14 protein-coding genes are annotated in these 19,097 nt (G+C 70.6%); 3 read left to right on the forward strand and 11 right to left on the reverse strand.

Features of this window, described 5'->3' with window-relative positions; all coding sequences use genetic code 11:
* Window positions 1-166 precede the first annotated feature (166 nt).
* On the forward strand, window positions 167-832 hold the full coding sequence (locus tag DYE07_RS03630) for a class I SAM-dependent methyltransferase (protein ID WP_115296369.1): 666 nt from the start codon (window positions 167-169) through the stop codon (window positions 830-832).
* A 23-nt stretch (window positions 833-855) separates the two neighbouring features.
* Here DYE07_RS03630 and dapF read toward each other — a convergent pair whose 3' ends face one another.
* From dapF to DYE07_RS03665, 7 genes are all read right to left on the reverse strand, one after another.
* A complete protein-coding gene (gene dapF, locus DYE07_RS03635) occupies window positions 856-1,728 on the reverse strand; it encodes a diaminopimelate epimerase (RefSeq protein WP_062258675.1) in 873 nt (290 codons plus the stop codon).
* Between the two features lie 12 nt (window positions 1,729-1,740).
* Window positions 1,741-2,718, reverse strand: a complete 978-nt coding sequence (miaA, locus tag DYE07_RS03640; protein WP_172463007.1) for a tRNA (adenosine(37)-N6)-dimethylallyltransferase MiaA — start codon at window positions 2,716-2,718, stop codon at window positions 1,741-1,743.
* Between the two features lie 17 nt (window positions 2,719-2,735).
* A complete protein-coding gene (locus DYE07_RS03645) occupies window positions 2,736-4,034 on the reverse strand; it encodes an MFS transporter (RefSeq protein ID WP_202775054.1) in 1,299 nt (432 codons plus the stop codon).
* 46 nt (window positions 4,035-4,080) lie between these two features.
* Window positions 4,081-5,619 carry a tRNA (N6-isopentenyl adenosine(37)-C2)-methylthiotransferase MiaB gene (miaB, locus tag DYE07_RS03650; protein WP_006944587.1) on the reverse strand — a complete coding sequence of 513 codons (1,539 nt, stop codon included), beginning with the start codon at window positions 5,617-5,619 and terminating at the stop codon, window positions 4,081-4,083.
* Window positions 5,620-5,682: 63 nt separating this feature from the next.
* The gene (locus tag DYE07_RS15055; protein WP_237723948.1) at window positions 5,683-6,615 is read right to left on the reverse strand and encodes a regulatory protein RecX; all 933 of its coding nucleotides are present in this window, start codon (window positions 6,613-6,615) and stop codon (window positions 5,683-5,685) included.
* An 82-nt stretch (window positions 6,616-6,697) separates the two neighbouring features.
* Window positions 6,698-7,723, reverse strand: coding sequence for a recombinase RecA (gene recA, locus DYE07_RS03660; RefSeq protein WP_369815079.1), 1,026 nt, complete (start codon window positions 7,721-7,723; stop codon window positions 6,698-6,700).
* Between the two features lie 407 nt (window positions 7,724-8,130).
* A complete protein-coding gene (locus DYE07_RS03665) occupies window positions 8,131-8,364 on the reverse strand; it encodes a DUF3046 domain-containing protein (RefSeq protein ID WP_038567672.1) in 234 nt (77 codons plus the stop codon).
* A gap of 97 nt (window positions 8,365-8,461) precedes the next feature.
* On the opposite strand from DYE07_RS03665, the gene DYE07_RS03670 reads away from it, so the two are divergent.
* Complete coding sequence (locus DYE07_RS03670; protein WP_115296370.1) at window positions 8,462-13,855, forward strand: DEAD/DEAH box helicase; 5,394 nt, start codon at window positions 8,462-8,464, stop codon at window positions 13,853-13,855.
* Between the two features lie 49 nt (window positions 13,856-13,904).
* Here DYE07_RS03670 and DYE07_RS03675 read toward each other — a convergent pair whose 3' ends face one another.
* From DYE07_RS03675 to rimO, 4 genes are all read right to left on the reverse strand, one after another.
* Window positions 13,905-14,198: a helix-turn-helix domain-containing protein gene (locus DYE07_RS03675; RefSeq protein WP_006944575.1), complete on the reverse strand. Its 294-nt coding sequence runs from the start codon at window positions 14,196-14,198 to the stop codon at window positions 13,905-13,907.
* A gap of 150 nt (window positions 14,199-14,348) precedes the next feature.
* Window positions 14,349-14,849: a CinA family protein gene (locus tag DYE07_RS03680; protein ID WP_006944589.1), complete on the reverse strand. Its 501-nt coding sequence runs from the start codon at window positions 14,847-14,849 to the stop codon at window positions 14,349-14,351.
* The gene (gene pgsA / locus DYE07_RS03685) at window positions 14,846-15,538 is read right to left on the reverse strand and encodes a CDP-diacylglycerol--glycerol-3-phosphate 3-phosphatidyltransferase (protein WP_006944586.1); all 693 of its coding nucleotides are present in this window, start codon (window positions 15,536-15,538) and stop codon (window positions 14,846-14,848) included. Before pgsA ends, DYE07_RS03680 begins: the two co-directional genes overlap by 4 nt.
* 1 nt (window position 15,539) lies before the next feature.
* Window positions 15,540-17,021, reverse strand: coding sequence for a 30S ribosomal protein S12 methylthiotransferase RimO (gene rimO / locus DYE07_RS03690; RefSeq protein ID WP_115296371.1), 1,482 nt, complete (start codon window positions 17,019-17,021; stop codon window positions 15,540-15,542).
* 68 nt (window positions 17,022-17,089) lie between these two features.
* On the opposite strand from rimO, the gene DYE07_RS03695 reads away from it, so the two are divergent.
* Window positions 17,090-18,847, forward strand: a complete 1,758-nt coding sequence (locus tag DYE07_RS03695) for a TlpA family protein disulfide reductase (RefSeq protein ID WP_115296372.1) — start codon at window positions 17,090-17,092, stop codon at window positions 18,845-18,847.
* Window positions 18,848-19,097 lie beyond the last annotated feature (250 nt).

The following is a 19,097-nucleotide window of genomic DNA, read 5'->3' on the forward strand; positions in this document are numbered from 1 at the left end:
GCAAGCGAGAGCCGCACCAGCATCGTCGCAGGAGAGAACGTCCGGGGCCACCGATTTAGTCCCGTCGCGCAGGAGGCAGCGGCCGGTCGTCGGGGCTGATCGCCTCGGGTGGCTGCCTGGTTGCGGCTTCCGGATGCCCCACGGACACGCCGTAGGCTGGGCCCTGATGAACGACCACTACTTCAGCGCCGAGCCCGCCTCCGCCGACGAGCGTCGCACCCTCACGCTCCGCCTCGCCGACCGCGCGGTCTCGATGACGACAGCACCCGGCGTCTTCTGCCCCGATCGCCTCGACGCCGGTACCGCCGTCCTGCTTAACCACGCTCCGACGCCGCCGCCGAGCGGGACGTTCCTCGACGTCGGTTGCGGGTGGGGCCCGATCACGACGACGCTCGCGCTGCGCTCCCCGTCAGCGCAGGTCTGGGGCGTCGACGTCAACCGTCGTGCGCTCGACCTGTGTGCCGACAACGTTGCGGCGCAGGGGTGTTCGAACGTCACCGTCGCGCAGCCGTCGCAGGTGCCGGACGACGTCCGGTTCGACCTCATCTGGTCGAACCCGCCGATCCGGGTCGGAAAGAAGGTGCTGCACGAGCTGTTGCTGACATGGCTGCCGCGCCTCGTCGTCGGCGGGCACGCCTTTCTCGTCGTGCAGCGCAACCTCGGCTCGGACTCGCTGCAGAAGTGGCTCGCCGAGCAGCTCGGCTCGTCGTATGCGATCGAGCGGCTGACGAGCGTCAAGGGATTCCGCATCCTCGCGATCGAACGCCTCGACGACGGCGGGCCGCTGCCGCTGCCGGCGTCCGACGACGTCACCCGCAGCAGCGACGCCTGACGCGAGCGGTCACAGAGGCAGCCTCACAGCTGCGACAGGTCGATCTCGCCGTCGGCGACGAGCACGGCGGGGCCGGACAGCGCGACCTCGGTGCCCTTGATGTGCACGCCGAGCGTGCCCCCGAGCACGTCGACGCGCCAGTCGACCTGATCGGCCGGCTGGCCGCCCCACCACCACGTCGCGAGCGCCGCGGCAGCCGCGCCGGTGCCGCATGAGCGGGTCTCCCCCGAGCCGCGCTCGTGGACGCGCATGCCGATGTGCGCGTGCTCGATGGCGTGGACGAACTCGACGTTCGAGCCCTGCTCGGGGTGCGGGTCGATGTGCGGAGCGTCGCTCAGGTCCAGGGCCGACAGGTGCACCGACGGCGGCAGCGCGACGACGGTGTGCGGGTTGCCGAGGTCGAGGCTCAGGGCGGGCAGCGGGTCCGGTGACCCGTGAACCTGGACGACCGAGTCCATCCCCCGCCGCTCGGCCTCCTCTGCGCGGGCGAGGCGCCACTGGCCGAGGTCGACGGCCCAGCCGTGCGGCACGGCCACCATCTCCTTGAGCCCGGCACGCGTCGCGATCACGAACGGCGCCCCCTCGTCACCGCTCACGAGACCGCGGGAACGCAGGTACTCGGCGAAGACGCGCGTGCCGTTGCCGCACATCTCGGCCAGCGAGCCGTCAGCGTTGCGGTAGTCCATGAACCACGTCGCCTGCGGCGCGAGATGGGCGACCTCGGGCACGTTCGCCGTGCGCACGACACGGATGACGCCGTCGGCGCCGATGCCGGCGTGGCGGTGGCACAGGTAGGCGACCTGCTCGGGCGTCAGGTCGAGCTCGCCGGATTCGTCGGGAACGAGGACGAAGTCGTTCTGCGTGCCGTGGCCCTTGGTGAAGTGGATGCGCGTCACGCGCTCATCGTGTCACACCGCGTCGGCGTCAGGTTTCGCCACCGCGCCGTGCCGCTCCGGCGCGTAGGCGACGATCTCCGCGAGCGTACGACCGAGCAGATCGGGAGCGTCGAACGGCAGCCACACCGGCCGCGGATCGGGCCGGAACCAGGCGCGCTGACGGCGCGCGAACTGGCGCGTCGCGATGGCCGTCTCGGCCTTCGCTGCGGCCTCGTCGAGGTCGCCGTCGAGCTGTCGCAGCGCCTGGCTGTAACCGATCGCGCGGCTCGCCGTGCGGCCCTGACGCAGGCCGCGGGCGTCGAGGGCGCGCACCTCGTCGAGCATTCCGGCGGCCCACATGAGGTCGACGCGGCGTTCGATGCGGGCAACGAGGACGTCTGGGTCGGCTTGCAGGCCGAGGACGATCGTCGGGCGCAGGAAGGTCTTGGTCGGCGCGCTCGCGCTGAACGGGCGCCCGGTGATCTCGATGACCTCGAGGGCCCGCACGACCCGCCGCACGTTGCTTGCGAGGATGTCGCGTGCTGCCTGCGGATCCTTCGCGGCCAGCTCGCGATGCAGGGCGCCGGAACCCTCGGCCACCGCGCGTTGTTCGAAGTGGGCGCGCACCAGCGGATCCGTCGGCGGGATGTCGAGGACGTCGAGCGCGGCGCGCACGTACAGGCCCGAACCGCCGACGACGATGGGGCGCCGGCCGCGCGCGAGGATGGCGGCGATGTCGGCGCGCGCCCCCTCCTGGAAGCGAGCGATCGTCGCCTCGTCGAGGATGTCGAGCGTGTCGATCTGGTGATGCGGGATGCCCCGACGCTCGTGCGGCGCGAGCTTGGCCGTCCCGACGTCCATGCCGCGGTAGAACTGGGAGGCGTCGGCGTTGACGATCTCGCCGCCGAGACGCTCTGCGAGGTCGAGCGACAGGTCGCTCTTGCCCGTCGCCGTCGGGCCGACGAGCGCGATGACCTCCAAGGGCGCGGGAGTGCCGTTCACGGCATCCATTGTGGCGGATGCGCCGGTCATGAGGCGCCCAGCGTGGCCGCGGCCTGCGTCCGTCGCGTGACGGCGACCAGCCACGCCGCGATGAGCGCCGCCAGAACGACGAGCGCGCCGACGAAGAGGCTCGCGCCCGCCCAGCCGGAGCGGGAGAACGGCAGCCCGACGAGCGCCCCGACGACGGACGAGCCCGTGTAGTAACCGAAAAGGTAGAGGGAACTGGCCTCCGCGCGGTGCTCGTCGGCCATGGCGCTCACCCAACCGCTAGCGCTCGAATGAGCGGCGAAGAACGCGCCCGTGAACACGAGCATGCCGACGAGCACGCCGGGCAACCAGTCGACCCACGCGAGGGCGAGACCGACGAGCATGAACGCGATCGACGCGAGCAGCACCCGGCCGCGGCCGAACCGGTCGGCGAGGCGCCCCGCCCACGCCGACGTCACCGTCCCCGACAGGTACATGACGAACACGAGGCTGACGAGCGCCTGCGGCAGCGCGAACGGCTCGTCGAGCAGACGGAAGCCGAGGATGTTGTAGAGCGACACGAACCCGCCCATGAGCAGGAACGCAATCGCCACGAGCGCCATGACGCGTGCGTTGCGCAGATGCGTCGCGACGTTGTGCATCGATGCTCGAACACCGATCGGTTTGGCCGCGAAGAACCGGCTCGGCGGCGCGAGGCGCACGAAAACGGCCGTGAAGACGAGGGCCACGACGGCTGCCGCCTCCATCGCCCACCGCCAACTGACGACGTCGAGGGCCAGCCCCGCGACGAGGCGCCCCGACAGTCCACCGATCGTCGTGCCCGCGATATAACGGCCCATCGCGGCGCCCAGATCGCGCCCGTCGACCTCCTCCGCGAGGTACGCCATCGCGACGGCCGGCACGCCCGCGAGCGTCAGGCCCTGCAGCGCGCGACCGGCGAGCACGACACCGAGATCGTGCGCGAGCGGGATGAGCAGGCCGATGAGCGCGGAGACCAGAGCCGACGCCGCCATGACACGGATGCGCCCGAACCGCTCCGACAGGATGCTCGCCGGCACGATCGCGAAGGCCAGCACGCCCGTCGTCGCGCTGACGGCGAGCGCCGACGTCGCCGGGGAGACATCGAACTCGCGAGCGAGCTGCGGCAGGACGGCCTGCGCCGAGTACATCGAGATGAACGTCGCCATCCCCGCCGCGAACAGCGCGGTCGTGATCCGGGTGTAGCCGTTGGTGCCGCGCCGATAACCGCGCGGCGCCTGCGGCGTCAGCTGCGCACTCGTGGGAATCCTGCTCCTGTCGTGACGAGATCGTCGGACGAGCCGACGTGGGTGCCTCACGTGCGGCGGCGCGATGGTCAGCGCCGCCGTCGCTGCCGCGCGAGGTTCAGTTCGCGGCGCAGGCTGGCGCCGTCGCGACGGGCATCTGCGGCTGCCCGATCGACGGCATGCCGAGGCTGACGGCGGGCTTCGCGGCGCCGGTCGGCGTACCGTCGGCCGCCGCGTCCTGCAACGCCTGCCAGGCATCACCACCGCGGGTGCGGCGCACGCTGTACGTGCCGCCGTCGAGACCGGAGTCGGCGACGAGGTGGTGCGGCGCGCCGTACGTGACGTCGACCGTCACCATGTCACCGGGGCGCGGGCGCTTGGCACCCTCCGGCACGGCGAAGTGGACGAGACGGTTGTCCCGCGCCCGGCCCGACATGCGGTGCGTCTCGGCGTCCTTGCGGCCCTCGCTCGGCGCGACGAGCACCTCGACGGTGCGCCCCTCCTGCTCGCGGTTGCCCGCCCAGGAGACGCGTTCCTGCAGCTCGATGAGGCGCTCGAAACGCTCCTGGACGACCTCCTTGGGGATCTGGTCGTCCATCGTCGCGGCCGGCGTGCCAGGGCGGATCGAGTACTGGAACGTGAACGCCGAGCTGAAGCGGGAGGCCTCGACGACGTCGAGGGTGCCCTGGAAGTCCTCCTCCGTCTCGCCGGGGAAACCGACGATGATGTCGGTCGTGATCGCCGCGTCCGGCATCTTCTCGCGGACCTTCTCGATGATGCCGAGGAACTTCTTGCTGCGGTAGCTGCGGCGCATGTCCTTGAGCACCTTGTCGCTGCCCGACTGCAGCGGCATGTGCAGGCTCGGCATGACGTTCGGCGTCTCCGCCATCGCGTCGATGACGTCGTCGGTGAACGCCGCGGGGTGCGGGCTCGTGAAACGCACCCGCTCGAGGCCCTCGATCTCGCCGCACGCGCGCAGCAGCTTGCTGAACGCGTGACGGTCGCCGAACTCGACGCCGTAGGTGTTGACGTTCTGCCCGAGCAGCGTGATCTCGACGACGCCCTGCGCGACGAGGGCCTTCACCTCGGCGAGGATCTCACCGGGGCGGCGGTCCTTCTCCTTGCCGCGCAGCGCCGGCACGATGCAGAACGTGCACGTGTTGTTGCAGCCGACGGAGATCGACACCCAGCCGGAATAGGCCGAGTCGCGACGCGTCGGGAGCGTCGAGGGGAAGACCTCGAGGCTCTCGAGGATCTCCACCTGGGCCTCGGCGTTGTGACGGGCACGATCGAGCAGGGCGGGCAGCGAGCCGACGTTGTGCGTACCGAAGACGACGTCGACCCACGGCGCGCGCTCGACGATCGTCGCGCGGTCCTTCTGCGCGAGGCAGCCGCCGACGGCGATCTGCATGCCCGGCGTCGCGTCCTTCGTCGGACGCAGGTGCCCGAGGTTGCCGTAGAGCTTGTTCGCTGCGTTCTCGCGGACGGCGCACGTATTGAACACGACGAGATCGGGGTTCTCGGAGCGCTCCGTCTCCGGAAGCGCCGCGAAGTCGGTGTAACCGGCCTGTTCGAGCAGCCCCGAGATGCGCTCGGAGTCGTGGACATTCATCTGGCACCCGTGGGTGCGCACCTCATACGTCTTAGCCATGGCCATCCAAGTCTACGCCGGTCGGCGTGGTCGAGTTCCGGGGCGCTACGGGGCCTGATTCGTGCTCGCTCATGACGCTTCCTCCTGCACCTGCCGGATGACGGACCACACGAGCTCGCCCGAGTAGCCCTTGCGAGCGAGCAGCCCGGCGAGGCGGCGCGTCTGCGTCGGCTCGTCAAGCCGGCTCATCGTCACCATCTTCTTGCGCGCCAGGACGAGAGCTTGCTCGCGTTCGACATCGTCGTCGACCTGTTCGAGCGCGACGGTCGCGACGTCGTCGTCGATGCCCTTGCGCTTGAGCTCCTGACGCAGCGCGCGACGGGCGAGCCCCCGGGAGGCGAGCTTCGAACGCACGAGCATGGCGGCATAGGCCTCGTCGTCGACGAGCCCGATGTCCTCCATGCGGTCGAGGACGACGTCGATGACGTCCTCGCTCACCTCCTTCTCACGCAGCTTGTCGGCGAGCTGCGAGCGGCTGCGCGGCATCGCCGTGAGCTGCGTGAGGACGATCTCGCGCGCGTACCCGATCGGGTCCTTCTCGCGCTCAGATGCCTCGGCTTCCCGTCGCGCCGCTGCCCGCTTCTCGCGCCGCTCGGCTTTCTCGGCCCACGTCAGCTGCTTCTTGGCCTTGCGATTGGCGCCTGAGCGCGCGCCTACGCCCGAGGACGAGGCGCCGAAGGACGACGTACCGAACGATGATTGGCCGAACCCGGACGACGAACCGCCCCGACCCTGGCGCCGGCGCCCGGCGCGGCCGGGCCGGGCGCTGGCGTTGTCGCCGTCACCACTGTCGTCACCGGCGAAGCGGCTTTCGTGGCCCGCCGAGCCGAAGGGACGAGCGACTCCGGCGGCAGGGTCGCCGGTCGACAAGCCGCGCGCCGTGGCCGGTCGCTCGTCGCCCCACGTCTGTGACGCGGCGAGGCTCGCCTCGCCGACGTCGACGGGGTCGACGAAGTCGGGCAGCCCCAGAGACTGCCTGACGTCGTCAGGTCGTGAAGGCATGTGTCGCGCTCACCGTCTCCCACACGCGGCGACGTCGATCCCCGGTCGGAGCGGGGGCGTCACCGCCGCGTCGTGGCGTCGATCAGAAGTCGACCATGACCTCGGCGTCGATGGGCGCGTCCGGGTCGAGGCCCTCGAGCACCGCGTCGTCGTCCGGGATGATGCCGAGCTTCTTCTTGATCTTGAGCTCGAGTTCATCGGTGAGCTGCGGGTTGTCCTTGAGGAAGGTGCGGGCGTTCTCCTTGCCTTGCCCCAACTGGTCGCCCTCGTACGTGTACCAGGCACCCGACTTGCGGACGAAGCCCTGCTCGACACCCATGTCGATGAGGCCACCCTCGCGCGAGATGCCCTGGCCGTAGAGGATGTCGAACTCCGCCTGCTTGAACGGCGGCGCCACCTTGTTCTTCACGATCTTGGCGCGAGTGCGGTTGCCGACCGGCTCCGAACCGTCCTTGAGCGTCTCGATGCGGCGCACGTCGATGCGGACGGACGCGTAGAACTTGAGGGCCTTACCACCGGTCGTCGTCTCCGGGGAGCCGAACATGACACCGATCTTCTCGCGCAGCTGGTTGATGAAGATCGCCGTCGTGCCGGTCGAGTTGAGCGCACCGGTGATCTTGCGCAGCGCCTGCGACATGAGGCGCGCCTGCAGACCGACGTGGCTGTCACCCATCTCGCCCTCGATCTCGGCCCGGGGCACGAGCGCAGCGACCGAGTCGATGACGATGATGTCGAGCGAACCGGAACGGATCAGCATGTCCGCGATCTCGAGCGCCTGCTCACCCGTGTCGGGCTGGCTGACGAGCAGCGAGTCGGTGTCGACACCGAGCTTGCGGGCGTACTCCGGGTCGAGCGCGTGCTCGGCGTCGATGAAGGCCGCGATGCCGCCGGCCTTCTGCGCGTTGGCGACGGCGTGGAGCGCGACCGTCGTCTTACCCGAAGATTCCGGGCCGTAGATCTCGACGACACGGCCACGGGGCAGGCCACCGATGCCGAGCGCGACGTCGAGCGCGATCGAGCTGGTGGGGATGACCTCGATCGGAGGACGCACGTCCTCGCCGAGGCGCATGATCGAGCCCTTGCCGTGGGCCTTCTCGATCTGAGCCATCACGGTGTCGAGCGACTTGATCTTGTCGCCCGATGCTGACGGGTTGGGGGTGGTGGGTGCCTTGGCCATGGCCGTTCTCCTTCGAAATCGTGGGTGGTCGCGCCTACCGGCGATCGACGAGGAGGCCGACGTGCTGGGTGACCTCGTGTCGAATCAGACGCTAGATGCGACCACCGACAACACCGGAATCACGGGCCACGCACGCTGTGGAGAAGGGTTCCCCGGCGTCGCATCTGTGGACCACATTACACGAAATAGAACACGCGTTCGAACATCGTCGCGTGGCGTGTCCGCGTGCGGTCGACGAGCCACCTCAGACCCGCGACGGCGGCACCCGCCATCCTCGTTCCGCTCACCCCTACCCACTGCCGGGACGACCCGCCCGGCTCATCGGAACCGAGACGGCCTCACTCGAACGGGTGGTCGATGACGGGCCGGTCGCGGCCCAGGCGGCGCTCTTCGGGGATGTCGAAGGCGTCGCACACGGCCAGCCAGACCCGTCGGGCGGGGACGCCGGCCGCGAGCGCCTCGTTCGCGGTGCGCCCGTCGAGCGCGCCGAAGACGTGGCTGCTCGCCACCATCGAGCCGTAGGCGTCGCCGAACTCGTCTGCCATGAGGCGGTTGAACTCACTCTCTCGCACCCCGCCACCCTCGCCCACGGGCCACTGCGGGGGCAACCTGACGGGGCGGAAACCGCGAAACGACGGGTTGTCGGCGCCGCGTGGCACGCTTGGGCGCATGAACAGCCCTGTCGTCGAACGTTTCTGGCCGGCCACCCGTGAGTGGTTCACGGGCACGTTCGGCGCACCCACCCCCGCTCAGGAGGGCGCGTGGGAAGCGATCAGTGAGGGGCAGCACACGCTCGTCGTCGCCCCGACCGGTTCGGGCAAGACCCTGAGCGCCTTCCTGTGGGGGCTCGACCAGGTCATGCACGCCGGCGACGACGCGCAGCCCGACGTCGACCACCGCTGCCGGGTCCTGTACGTCTCGCCGATGAAGGCCCTCGCCGTCGACGTCGAACGCAACCTGCGCTCCCCCCTCGTCGGCATCCGTCACGCGGCGACGCGCCTCGGCCTGAGCGAGCCCGAGGTCTCGGTGGCGGTGCGTTCCGGCGACACGACTCCGAAGCAGCGGCGCGACTTCGCGAGCAAGGGCGCCGATGTCCTCATCACGACCCCGGAGTCGCTGTTTCTGCTTCTGACGAGCAACGCGCGCGAGCGGCTGAAGGGCGTGCAGTACGTCATCATCGACGAGATCCACGCCGTCGCGGGCACCAAGCGTGGCGCGCACCTCGCCGTCACGCTCGAACGCCTCGACGAGTTGCTCGACTCCCCCGCGCAGCGCATCGGCCTGTCGGCCACCGTCCGCCCGATCAGCGAGGTCGAGCGCTATCTCGCCGGCGGGCGCCCCGTCACGACGGTCGCGCCGCCGATCACGAAGACGTGGGAGCTCGACGTCGTCGTCCCCGTCGAGGACATGGCAGACCTCGCCTCCAGCCCGCGGGACGACGACGCCTCGTTCGACGATCACGCCCCGGAGCGGACGGCGTCGATCTGGCCCCACGTCGAGGAACGCATCGTCGACCTCATCGCCGCGCACACCTCGACGCTCGTGTTCGCCAACTCGCGGCGACTCGCCGAGCGTCTGACGGCACGCCTCAACGAGATCTGGGCCGAGCGCCTCGACGCCGCGGCGCAGGCGGAAGCGCTCGGCAGCTCAGCCGGGGCAGACGACATCGACCTCGACGAGGCCGATCTGAACGACGACGACGCGATCGACGCAGACGCGGACAAGCCAGCGCAGGCATCGTCGAGCTCCCTCGTCGACCCGTGGGCCACAGGCCCCGTCGGCGACGCCATGACCGGCGCTGCCCGGGCTGACGAGGCTCGCGCCGGAGATGGCCGGGCAACCCGCGACGAGGTCATGCCTGGGTATGACGCGCGCGCCTCGACCCCACCTGCGGCGCTCATCGGCGGTGCCGGGACGTCGGCGGGCACGCCGGCCGTCATCGCGCGCGCTCACCACGGGTCGGTGAGCAAGGACGTGCGGGCGGAGATCGAGGGCCAGCTCAAGGCGGGGCGCCTGCCCGCCGTCGTCGCGACGAGTTCGTTGGAACTCGGCATCGACATGGGCGCGATCGATCTCGTCGTACAGGTCGAATCGCCACCGAGCGTGGCGAGCGGGCTGCAGCGCATCGGCCGTGCGGGTCACCAGGTCGGGGCGACGAGCCACGGTGTGCTCTTCCCCAAGTACCGCGGCGATCTGCTGAGCGCCGCCGTCGTCGTCGACCGCATGCGGCGCGGCCTCATCGAGTCGATCGCGGTTCCGGCCAACCCCCTCGACGTTCTCGCGCAACAGGTTGTCGCGATGGTTGCGATGGACGAGTGGCGTCGCGATGACCTCGAACGGGTGCTGCGTCGCGCGGCGTCGTTCGCGGGTCTGACGGGCAGCGTCCTCGACTCCGTCCTCGACATGCTGTCGGGGCTGTACCCGAGCGACACCTTCCGTGAGCTGCGCGCCCGCATCGTCTGGGATCGCAGCGACGACGTGCTGCGCTCGCGCCCCGGCGCGCAACGACTGGCCGTCACCTCCGGCGGCACCATCCCCGACCGCGGCCTGTACGGCGTCTTCCTCGCGGGCGGCGACGGGCCGGGGCGCCGCGTCGGCGAACTCGACGAGGAGATGGTCTACGAGAGCCGCGTCGGAGATGTGTTCACCCTCGGCACGAGCACGTGGCGCATCGAGGACATCACGCGCGATCAGGTGCTCGTCACCCCCGCGCCGGGGCAGGTGGCGCGGTTGCCGTTCTGGAAGGGTGACGCACTGTCGCGACCCCTCGAACTCGGTGAGGCGATCGGTGCGTTCACCCGGGAGATGGCCGAGACGAGCGACGACGACGCCCTCACGCGCGCCCGCGAACTCGGGCTCGACGAACTCGCCGCCCGCAACCTGCTCACCTACCTGCGTGAGCAACAGGAAGCCGTCAGGCACATGCCGACCGACCGCACCGTCGTCATCGAACGCTTCCGCGACGAGATGGGCGACTGGCGCATCGTCGTGCACTCCCCCTTCGGCGCGTCCGTGCACGCACCGTGGGCGCTCGCCGTCAGCGCCCGGATGGCGGAGCGGTTCGGCGTCGAGGTGCAGGCCATGCACACCGATGACGGGCTGGTCTTCCGCCTGCTCGAGACCGAGGGCGATGACGACACCCTGACGAACGCCCTCATCGAGGCGATCGTGCTCGACCCGGACGACGTGGCCGACATCGTCACCCATCAGGTCGGCGGCACGCCCCTGTTCGCGGCGCGATTCCGCGAGTGCGCCGCGCGTGCGCTGCTGCTGCCGCGCGGTAACCCGGGCAAGCGTCAGGCGCTGTGGCAGCAACGTCAGCGGGCCGCGCAGCTGCTCGAGGTCGCGAGCGCCTACCCCAGCTTCCCGATCGTCCTCGAGGCGGTGCGTGAGGTGCTGCAGGACGTCTACGACGTGCCCGGCCTCGTGAATCTCATGCGTTCCATCGCCAAGCGCGAGGTGCGTGTCGTGCACACGCAGACGACGTCGCCGAGCCCGTACGCCAAGGCGATGCTGTTCAGCTACGTCGCGCAGTTCCTCTACGAGGGCGATTCGCCGCTCGCGGAGCGGCGCGCCGCCGCGTTGTCGCTCGACCCGGAGTTGCTCGCCGACCTGCTCGGGTCCGCCGGCGGACTGTCCGTCGCCGACCTGCTCGACCCCGACGTCGTGCGGTTGTTCGAGTCGCGCACCCAACGGCTCGCGCCCGACCGGCGTCTGCGCCATGCCGAGGATCTCGCCGATGCCCTGCGCGCCCTTGGCCCGCTGACGCTCGAGGAGATCGCCGCAAGGGCTGTGCCGGCCTCGACGTCGTCGGCCGACCCGGTGGTATCGCAGGCGGAGTCATCCGGTCCGGCGCCGACGGCGGCAGGTGAGCTGGCGGAGACCGGCGACGACGCGGTGGAGGCGACCTCGACGGACGTGACGGCTGACGACGTGGGGTCGGACGCGGCCGACCATGAGTCGGAGCTCGACCCACCTCCCGGTGCCGAGGCCCGCGACGTCGAGCCGTGGTGGCGCGAACTCGTCGCGGCCCGGCGCGCCATCGAGGTGCGTTGGGGCGGTGACGTGCGCCTCGCCGCGATCGAGGACGCGTCGCGTCTGCGGGATGCGCTCGGTGTCGCGCTTCCGCCCGGCGTTGCGCAGGCGTATCTCGAACCCGTGACGGCGCCGCTCGACGATCTACTGCTGCGATACGCGGCGAGCCACGCCCCGTTCACCGCGGCCCGCGCGGCGCGACACTACGGCCTCGGCGTCGCCGTCGTCACGAGTGCGCTGACGCGGCTCGCGCACGACTCGCGCCTCGTCCACGGAGCTCTGCTGCCCGACTCGCTCGGCGGCGGCGATCGTGACGGGGAGTTCTGCGACCCGGGCGTCTTGCGCACGCTGCGACGCATGTCGCTGGCGTCATTGCGCGCGGAGATCGAACCGGTCGCCGCGGAGCAGTACGCCCGTTTCCTGCCGCGCTGGCAGCAGGTGGGTGGGGGGCTGCGCGGACCCGACGGTGTGCTCGCCGCCCTCGAACCGCTCGTCGGGGTGCCGCTGCCCGCGTCCGCGATCGAGAGCCTCATCCTGCCGGCCCGCGTGACGAACTACCGCCCCTCCGACCTCGACGAGCTGCTCGCCGCCGGTGAACTGCTGTGGCAGGGGCACGGCAGCATCTCCGCCGACGACGGTTGGATCAGTTTCCACTTCCCCGACACCGCTCCCCTGACGCTGGCCGCGCACGCCCTTCCGAGTGAGCTCGACGCCCCCGGCCGTGAGGCGCCCGCAGAAGAGCGGTCGACGGCCGCTGCCGCATCGTCCGAGATTGCGAGATCTGGTGCCGCCCGATCTGACGCCGAGCCAGATGCGCAGACATCCGACGCGGCGGCCTCTGGCGTTGTCGATAACACCGACGATGCCGACGTCAATGGCTCGGGTGTGAGCGAACCACCCGCCGACCAACTCGCCGAGGTGGCGGGTGCCGCCGCCCCGATGACGGCTGACTCAGGTGCGCACGGCGCGACCGCTGAGTCCCGCGACGACAGGACGGCAGCGCCCACTCAGACCGGGACGCAGAAGGGGCGTTCGCCCCTCACCGGCGCCGCAGTGGCGCGAGCCCTCGGGGCTGGTGGTAGCCACCTGTTCGCCGATCTGCGCACTCGCCTGGCAACCGCGGACGACTCGGCTCTCACGAGCGCGCTGTGGGACGCGGTGTGGAACGGTCACGTCAGCGGCGATACGTTCGCGCCCGTGCGCGCTCTGCTCGCCGGCGGCGCGAGTGCGCACAAGCCGCGGGTGTCGACGGCGCGCGGCTCGCGGTATGCCCGCCTGCGGGGTCCGTCGTTGTCGTCGCGTGCCGGCCGCCCCAGCGCAGCGGCCGCCGGTAGGACCCCTCCGACCGCCGTCGGACGATGGCGCCTCCTGCCCGCAGCCGAGGATGATCTCACCGAACGCACGTTCACGCGGGCCGAGGGGCTGCTCGCCCGCCACGGCATCGTGACGCGCGGCGCCGTCGTCGACGAGGACGTCGTCGGCGGGTTCGCCGCCGTCTACAAGGTGCTCGCCGGCGCCGAGGAGCGCGGGCTCGTGCGGCGCGGCTACTTCGTCGAAGGTCTCGGTGCCTCGCAGTTCGGGGCGTCGGTCGCCGTCGATGCGCTGCGTGCGACGCGCGCGCCGGAGCCCGATCCGTGGGGTTCGCGGCCCGTCGAGTGTCTCGTGCTCGCGGCCTGCGACCCGGCCAACCCGTTCGGTGCGGCGCTGCCGTGGCCTCCGGCACGTGACGAGCACGCCGGTCACCGTCCCGGGCGCAAGGCGGGCGCGCTCGTCGTCATCGCCGACGGCGCTCTCGTCGCCTACGTGGAACGCGGCGGCCGCACGGCCCTCACCTGGACGGCCGAGGACGCCGTCTGGCCGGAGGTGGGCGCACGATTGGCGGGGCTCGTCAGCGGCGGCCAGGTCGACTCGCTCAGCATCAAGACGGTGAACGGGATCAGCGCCCTCACCTCGGAGGAGCCGATCGTGAAGGCGCTGATGGACGCGGGGTTCGTCGCCGGGCCGCACGGCATCCGCAAGCGACGCTGAGCATCACCACGGCGGGCTCCCCGCGACGGCGCCGCTCAGCCGAGGGCCGTCACGCAGCCTTGGCGACCGCCGCACGGTTGGGGTGCAGGACGAGGGGTGCGTGCGCAGCCTCGGCGCGCGCGACGTTCTGGGCGACGAGGTGCAGTGTCTGCGACATCGGCAGCTCGAGCGCCTCGCAGACGGCGGCGAGCAGCTCGGACGAGGCTTCCTTCTCGCCGCGCTCGATCTCGCTCAGGTAACCGAGCGAGACGCGCGCCGCCTTCGAGACCTCGCGCAGGGTGCGCCCCTGCGCCTGACGCTGGGAGCGCAGCACGTCACCGAGCTCTTCGCGAAGCAAGATCATGCGTATCTCCTGGTGACGATGGCACGTGCGTGCCAGTTGTGGTTGCTCTCACTGTAGCGGCGACGGGTGACAAACCTCCGAGGGCCGCCGTGGACGAGCCGCCGACGACGGTTTCGTCGGCGGCGTGTTCCATACGGATCGTGTGAGCCCTCACGCCTGGTCGAGGCTCATCCGCCATGCTGCTTCGCTCGCAGCCTGACGGATCGCCGCACGATCACCGCTGAAGGTGAACTCTTGAACGTGACAACGCACACCGTCGGGCTCGGATTCCCGGTCCACGACCGCGATCGCCACGTAGCAGCGTCCGACAGGTTGACCGTCCTGTTCGCTCGGCCCGGCAACGCCCGTCGTCGCGGCGGCCACGTCGGCTTCGAAGAGACGTAGCGCACGGCGCGCCATCTGGGTGGCGACCTCGGCATCGACGGCTCCGCGTTCGGCGAGCAGAGCTTCGTCCACCCCGAGGACGGCGGCTTTCGCCTCCGTCGCATAGGTGACGGCCGCGCCGCGCAGCACACGGCTGGCGCCGGGGACGTCGGCGATCCCCGCGCTGACGAGCCCCGCCGTCAGCGATTCTGCGCAGGCGAACCTCAGCCCGCGACGGGTGAAATCCTCGACGAGCCGCTGAGCCGTCTCGGACGCTCCCACGCTCATGCCGACCCTTCCGTCCCGCGCCCCCCATGACGGCGGTTGAGCCGCGCCGCCTGGACGAAGTAGTCGACGCCGGTGACGACGGTGACGACGATCGCGCCCGCGAGAATCGCCCACGCCAGCGCGTGCCCGACCCACGGCAGCGGCAGCACGAACAGGCCGGCTGCGAGTGCCTGCAGCGCCGTCTTGATCTTGCCGCCGCGGCTGGCCGGCATGACGCGGTGGCTGCGGCGGATGACGACGAATCGCAGTGCGGTGACGGCGATCTCGCGCGCGAGGATGAGCACGGTCGCCCACCACGGCACGACGTCGATGAGTGACAGGCCGACGAACGCCATGCCGGTGAGGGCCTTGTCGGCGATCGGGTCCATCAGCTTGCCGAAGTCGGTGACGAGTCCACGCTTGCGGGCGATGTCGCCGTCGATGCGGTCGGTGATCGCCGCGACGGCGAACAGCACGAACGCGATGATGCGGAACGTGTCGTCGTGCCCGCCGCGAGCGACGAGGAACCAGCCGAAGAACGGCACGAGCGCGATGCGACCCATCGTCAGGGCGTTCGCAATGTTCCAGTCGCTGACGGTCTCGCGGCCCGCAGGCGCGTCGACGGGGGCCGCAGGCTCGCAGGCTGCGTCGTCCGTCACGCCACCCTCGGTCGCCTCGGGCGTGTGGCCCTGAGTCGCACGATGCGCCACGTCAGCGCAGCTCCCCGACGAGGTCGATTCCTTCGGTGGCGACGACCTCGACCTCGACGATGTCGCCGACGCGCAGTTCGCGCCCGTCGGGGGCCTCGACGTAGGTCATGCCGTCGACGTCCGGGCCCTGCTGCCCGGCGCGGCCGACATGGCGAACGGCGGCCTCGGGGTCGTCCTCGTCGTCCGACTCGGTGGCCTCGATGAGCACCTCGAGACGCTCCCCAATGCGCTCCTCGGCGCGCTGCAGGTTGAGCTCCTCGGTCAGGGTGCGGAAGTGCTCGAGGCGCGCGTCGATCTCGTCCTGCGGCAGCTTGTCGGCATAGGTCTCGGCCTCGGTGCCGTCCTCGTCGGAGTAGCCGAAGACACCGACGACGTCGAGGCGCGCCGCGACGAGGAACTGTTCGAGTTCGTCGAGGTCCTTCTCACTCTCGCCCGGGAACCCGACGATGACGTTCGAACGGATGCCCGCGTTCGGCACGCGGCGACGCACGTCGTCGAGCAGGCTGAGGAAGGACTCGCGATCGCCGAAGCGCCGCATCGTGCGCAGCAACGGGCCGGAGGCGTGCTGGAACGAGATGTCGAAGTACGGCGCGATGCCAGGCGTGTTCGCCATGACGTCGAGCAGGTCGGGCCGGATCTCCGCGGGCTGCAGGTACGACACGCGCACACGTTCGATGCCGTCCACGGCGACGAGCTCGGGCAGCATCGTGTCGAGCAGGCGCAGGTCACCGAGGTCCTTGCCGTAGGAGGTCGAATTCTCCGAGACGAGGAAGACCTCCTTGACGTCGTGCTCACCGAGCCAGCGCGCCTCCGCGAGGACGTCGGCGGGGCGACGCGAGATGAACGCGCCGCGGAACGCGGGAATCGCGCAGAACGCGCACCGTCGGTCGCAGCCGCTCGCGATCTTCAGCGGCGCCCACGGGCGTCCGTCGAGGCGGGCACGGATGACGCGCGGCGTCGCGACGGGCGAGGCCACCTCGACGTCTGACGGCTCGCTGACCGGCGCACCGTGGCCGGGCAGCGCGAGACCGTCGGCGCCCTCCTGCCGCTTCGCGGGCGAGATCGGCAGTAGCTTGCGGCGGTCGCCTGGCATGTGCGCCTCGGGCTTGTGGCCGTTGAGCACCGACGTCAGGTGCGTCGACATGTCGGTGTAGGAATCGAAACCGAGCACCGCGTCGGCCTCGGGCAGCTGATCGGCGAGCTGCTTGCCGTAGCGCTCGGCGAGGCAGCCGACGGCGACGACGGCCTGCGTCCGCCCGGATTCCTTGAGTTCGTTCGCCTCGAGCAGCGCGTCGATCGAGTCCTTCTTCGCCTGCTCGACGAACCCGCACGTGTTGACGACGGCGACGTCCGCCTCTGCGGCATCGTCGACGAGCGTCCAGCCCTCCGCGGACAGACGCCCTGCGAGCTCTTCGGAGTCGACCTCGTTGCGCGCGCATCCGAGGGTGATGACGGCGACGCTGCGGGTGGGGGCGGAAGTCATGCTCGAAAGTCTAGTGGCGCCGCCCTCGCCCAAGGTTCGGCCCACGCCGAGCGACCTATCATTGGCGCGTGTATGACGCCCCTCTGATCGTCCCGGCCGTCCTCCTCGCGTTCGTGCTCCTCGTCTCCGGCGTCGCGAAGCTCGCGGATCTCGAGACCGCCGCCCAGGCCTTCACGAGCCTGCGCCTGCCGCGATTTCTCATGCGGTGGAAGGTGCCGACGCTGCTGCCGGTCGCCGAGATCGTGCTCGCGATCGCGCTCATCGTGACGTCGGGGTGGCTCGCGGCCGTGGTCAACGTAGCGGCCGTGCTGCTGTTCGTCGCCTACCTCGTCGTCATCGTGCGCGCGCTGGGCTTCGGCGAGCCCGTCACGTGCTCGTGCTTCGGCAAGCTCGGCCTCGGCTTCGTCGACCGACTCACTGCGGTACGCAACGTCGTCCTCGTCGCGCTCGCGGCGCTGTCGCTGTTCGACGCGGCGCGTGGTGACGGCGTCCTGGCGCGCCTGCGTGATTTCGACGGCGGCGAGTGGGCCTGGCTCGCGGGCGTGTTGGGCGCGGTGCTGCTGACGTGGCTCATCGCTGGCCACCGCGGCGACGACTCGGTGGCTTCTGCGGTCTCGGGCCCGGTGGCCACCGCGGGCGGCGGCGACGAGGACGACTACCTGCGCGTCCCCGTCCCCTTCGCCGCCGTCACGACGCCGGGCGGGCAGCGCGTGACCCTGCGCGATCTCGCGGCGCGTGAAGCCGTTCTGCTGCTCTTGGTGTCACCGACGTGCGGCTCGTGCATCGACGTCATCGAGCACGCGCGCACCTGGCAGCGCACCATGCCGGCGCTGCGCACGAGCCTCGTGCTGCCGATGGCGCCGCGCGAGGTCGTGCCGGGCCTCGACGACGCCGACGACTTCGACCTGCTCTTCGACGAGACGTACGCCGTCGCGCGGCTGTTCGGCGTCGGCACTCCCTCGGCCGTGCTGCTCGGCGCCGACGGCAAGCTCGCCGGCGGGCCGGTGGGCGGCACGAAGGACGTCATCGCTCTCGTGGGTGACATCGCCGACCAGCTCGATGCCGCGCCGAACGAGAACCCCGCCGACACCTCAACCGTGGGGGTTTCGGACGCCGCGCCATTGGACCCCGCAGTTGCCCCGGCCACCGGCGCCGCGGCCCCGAACCCTCCGAAGCCTCACGCGAGTGGCGCCCCGGCCGCCGACGCCGCCGCGTCGAGCGCCGTCGAGTCTCACGGGGTTGACGCCCTCACCGCTGAGACGCCCGTCGCCCCTGATGGCACTCGCGCCGGTGATGCCCCTGAATCTCCGGCCGCCTCCGTCAACCAAGCGCCTCAAGCCGCGGGCGTTCACAACGTCTCTGACCCCTCAGAGGCGAGCGACGATGATCTGCTCGACTACGTGCCGACGCCGACGCCGTTCATGATGTTCGAGGACGCGACGGGCGCGACGACGTCACTGCGACAGATTGGCGCGATGGGCCCAGCGATCTTTCTCTACGTCTCACCTTCGTGTGGGTCGTGTCTGCACGTCATGGACGCAGCGCCGGCTTGGCAGGAACAGCTCGGTGCCCTGCCGATCCACTACGTCGTCACGACGCAGCCGCAGGCGGACGTCATCGTCGAGCGCGGCACCGACCCGGCCCGTGTCATGATCGACGAGCCGCTCGCCATCTCACAGATGATGCGGGTCGGCACGCCGACGCTGTTCGCCGTCGGCCCGACGCAGGAACTCATCGCCGGCCCCGTCTCGGGATTCGATGCCATCGAGGCGACGATGCAGGACATCCTCACCGAGGTCGCCGCTGCCCGCCCGGCTCACTCCTGACGCACCCGTCCTGTCCCCTCGCAGACGTCCCCATCGGCGATTTACGTCCACGTTCGCGATTCCCGTCCTCTTCTGCGAACGGCGTCCACCTTCGCGATTCCTGTCCACAACGGCGATTCTTGGCCACCTTCATGGAAGTGACCAAGAATCGCGAATGTGGACGGGAATCGCACATGTGGATGTGATTCGCCGATGGGGACGGGAATCGCAGATGAGGACGCGCCCGAGCCGCCGGCGGGCGGGTCAGCGG

The sequence above is a fragment of the Dermacoccus nishinomiyaensis genome, assembly GCF_900447535.1.
GTDB lineage: Bacteria > Actinomycetota > Actinomycetes > Actinomycetales > Dermatophilaceae > Dermacoccus > Dermacoccus nishinomiyaensis.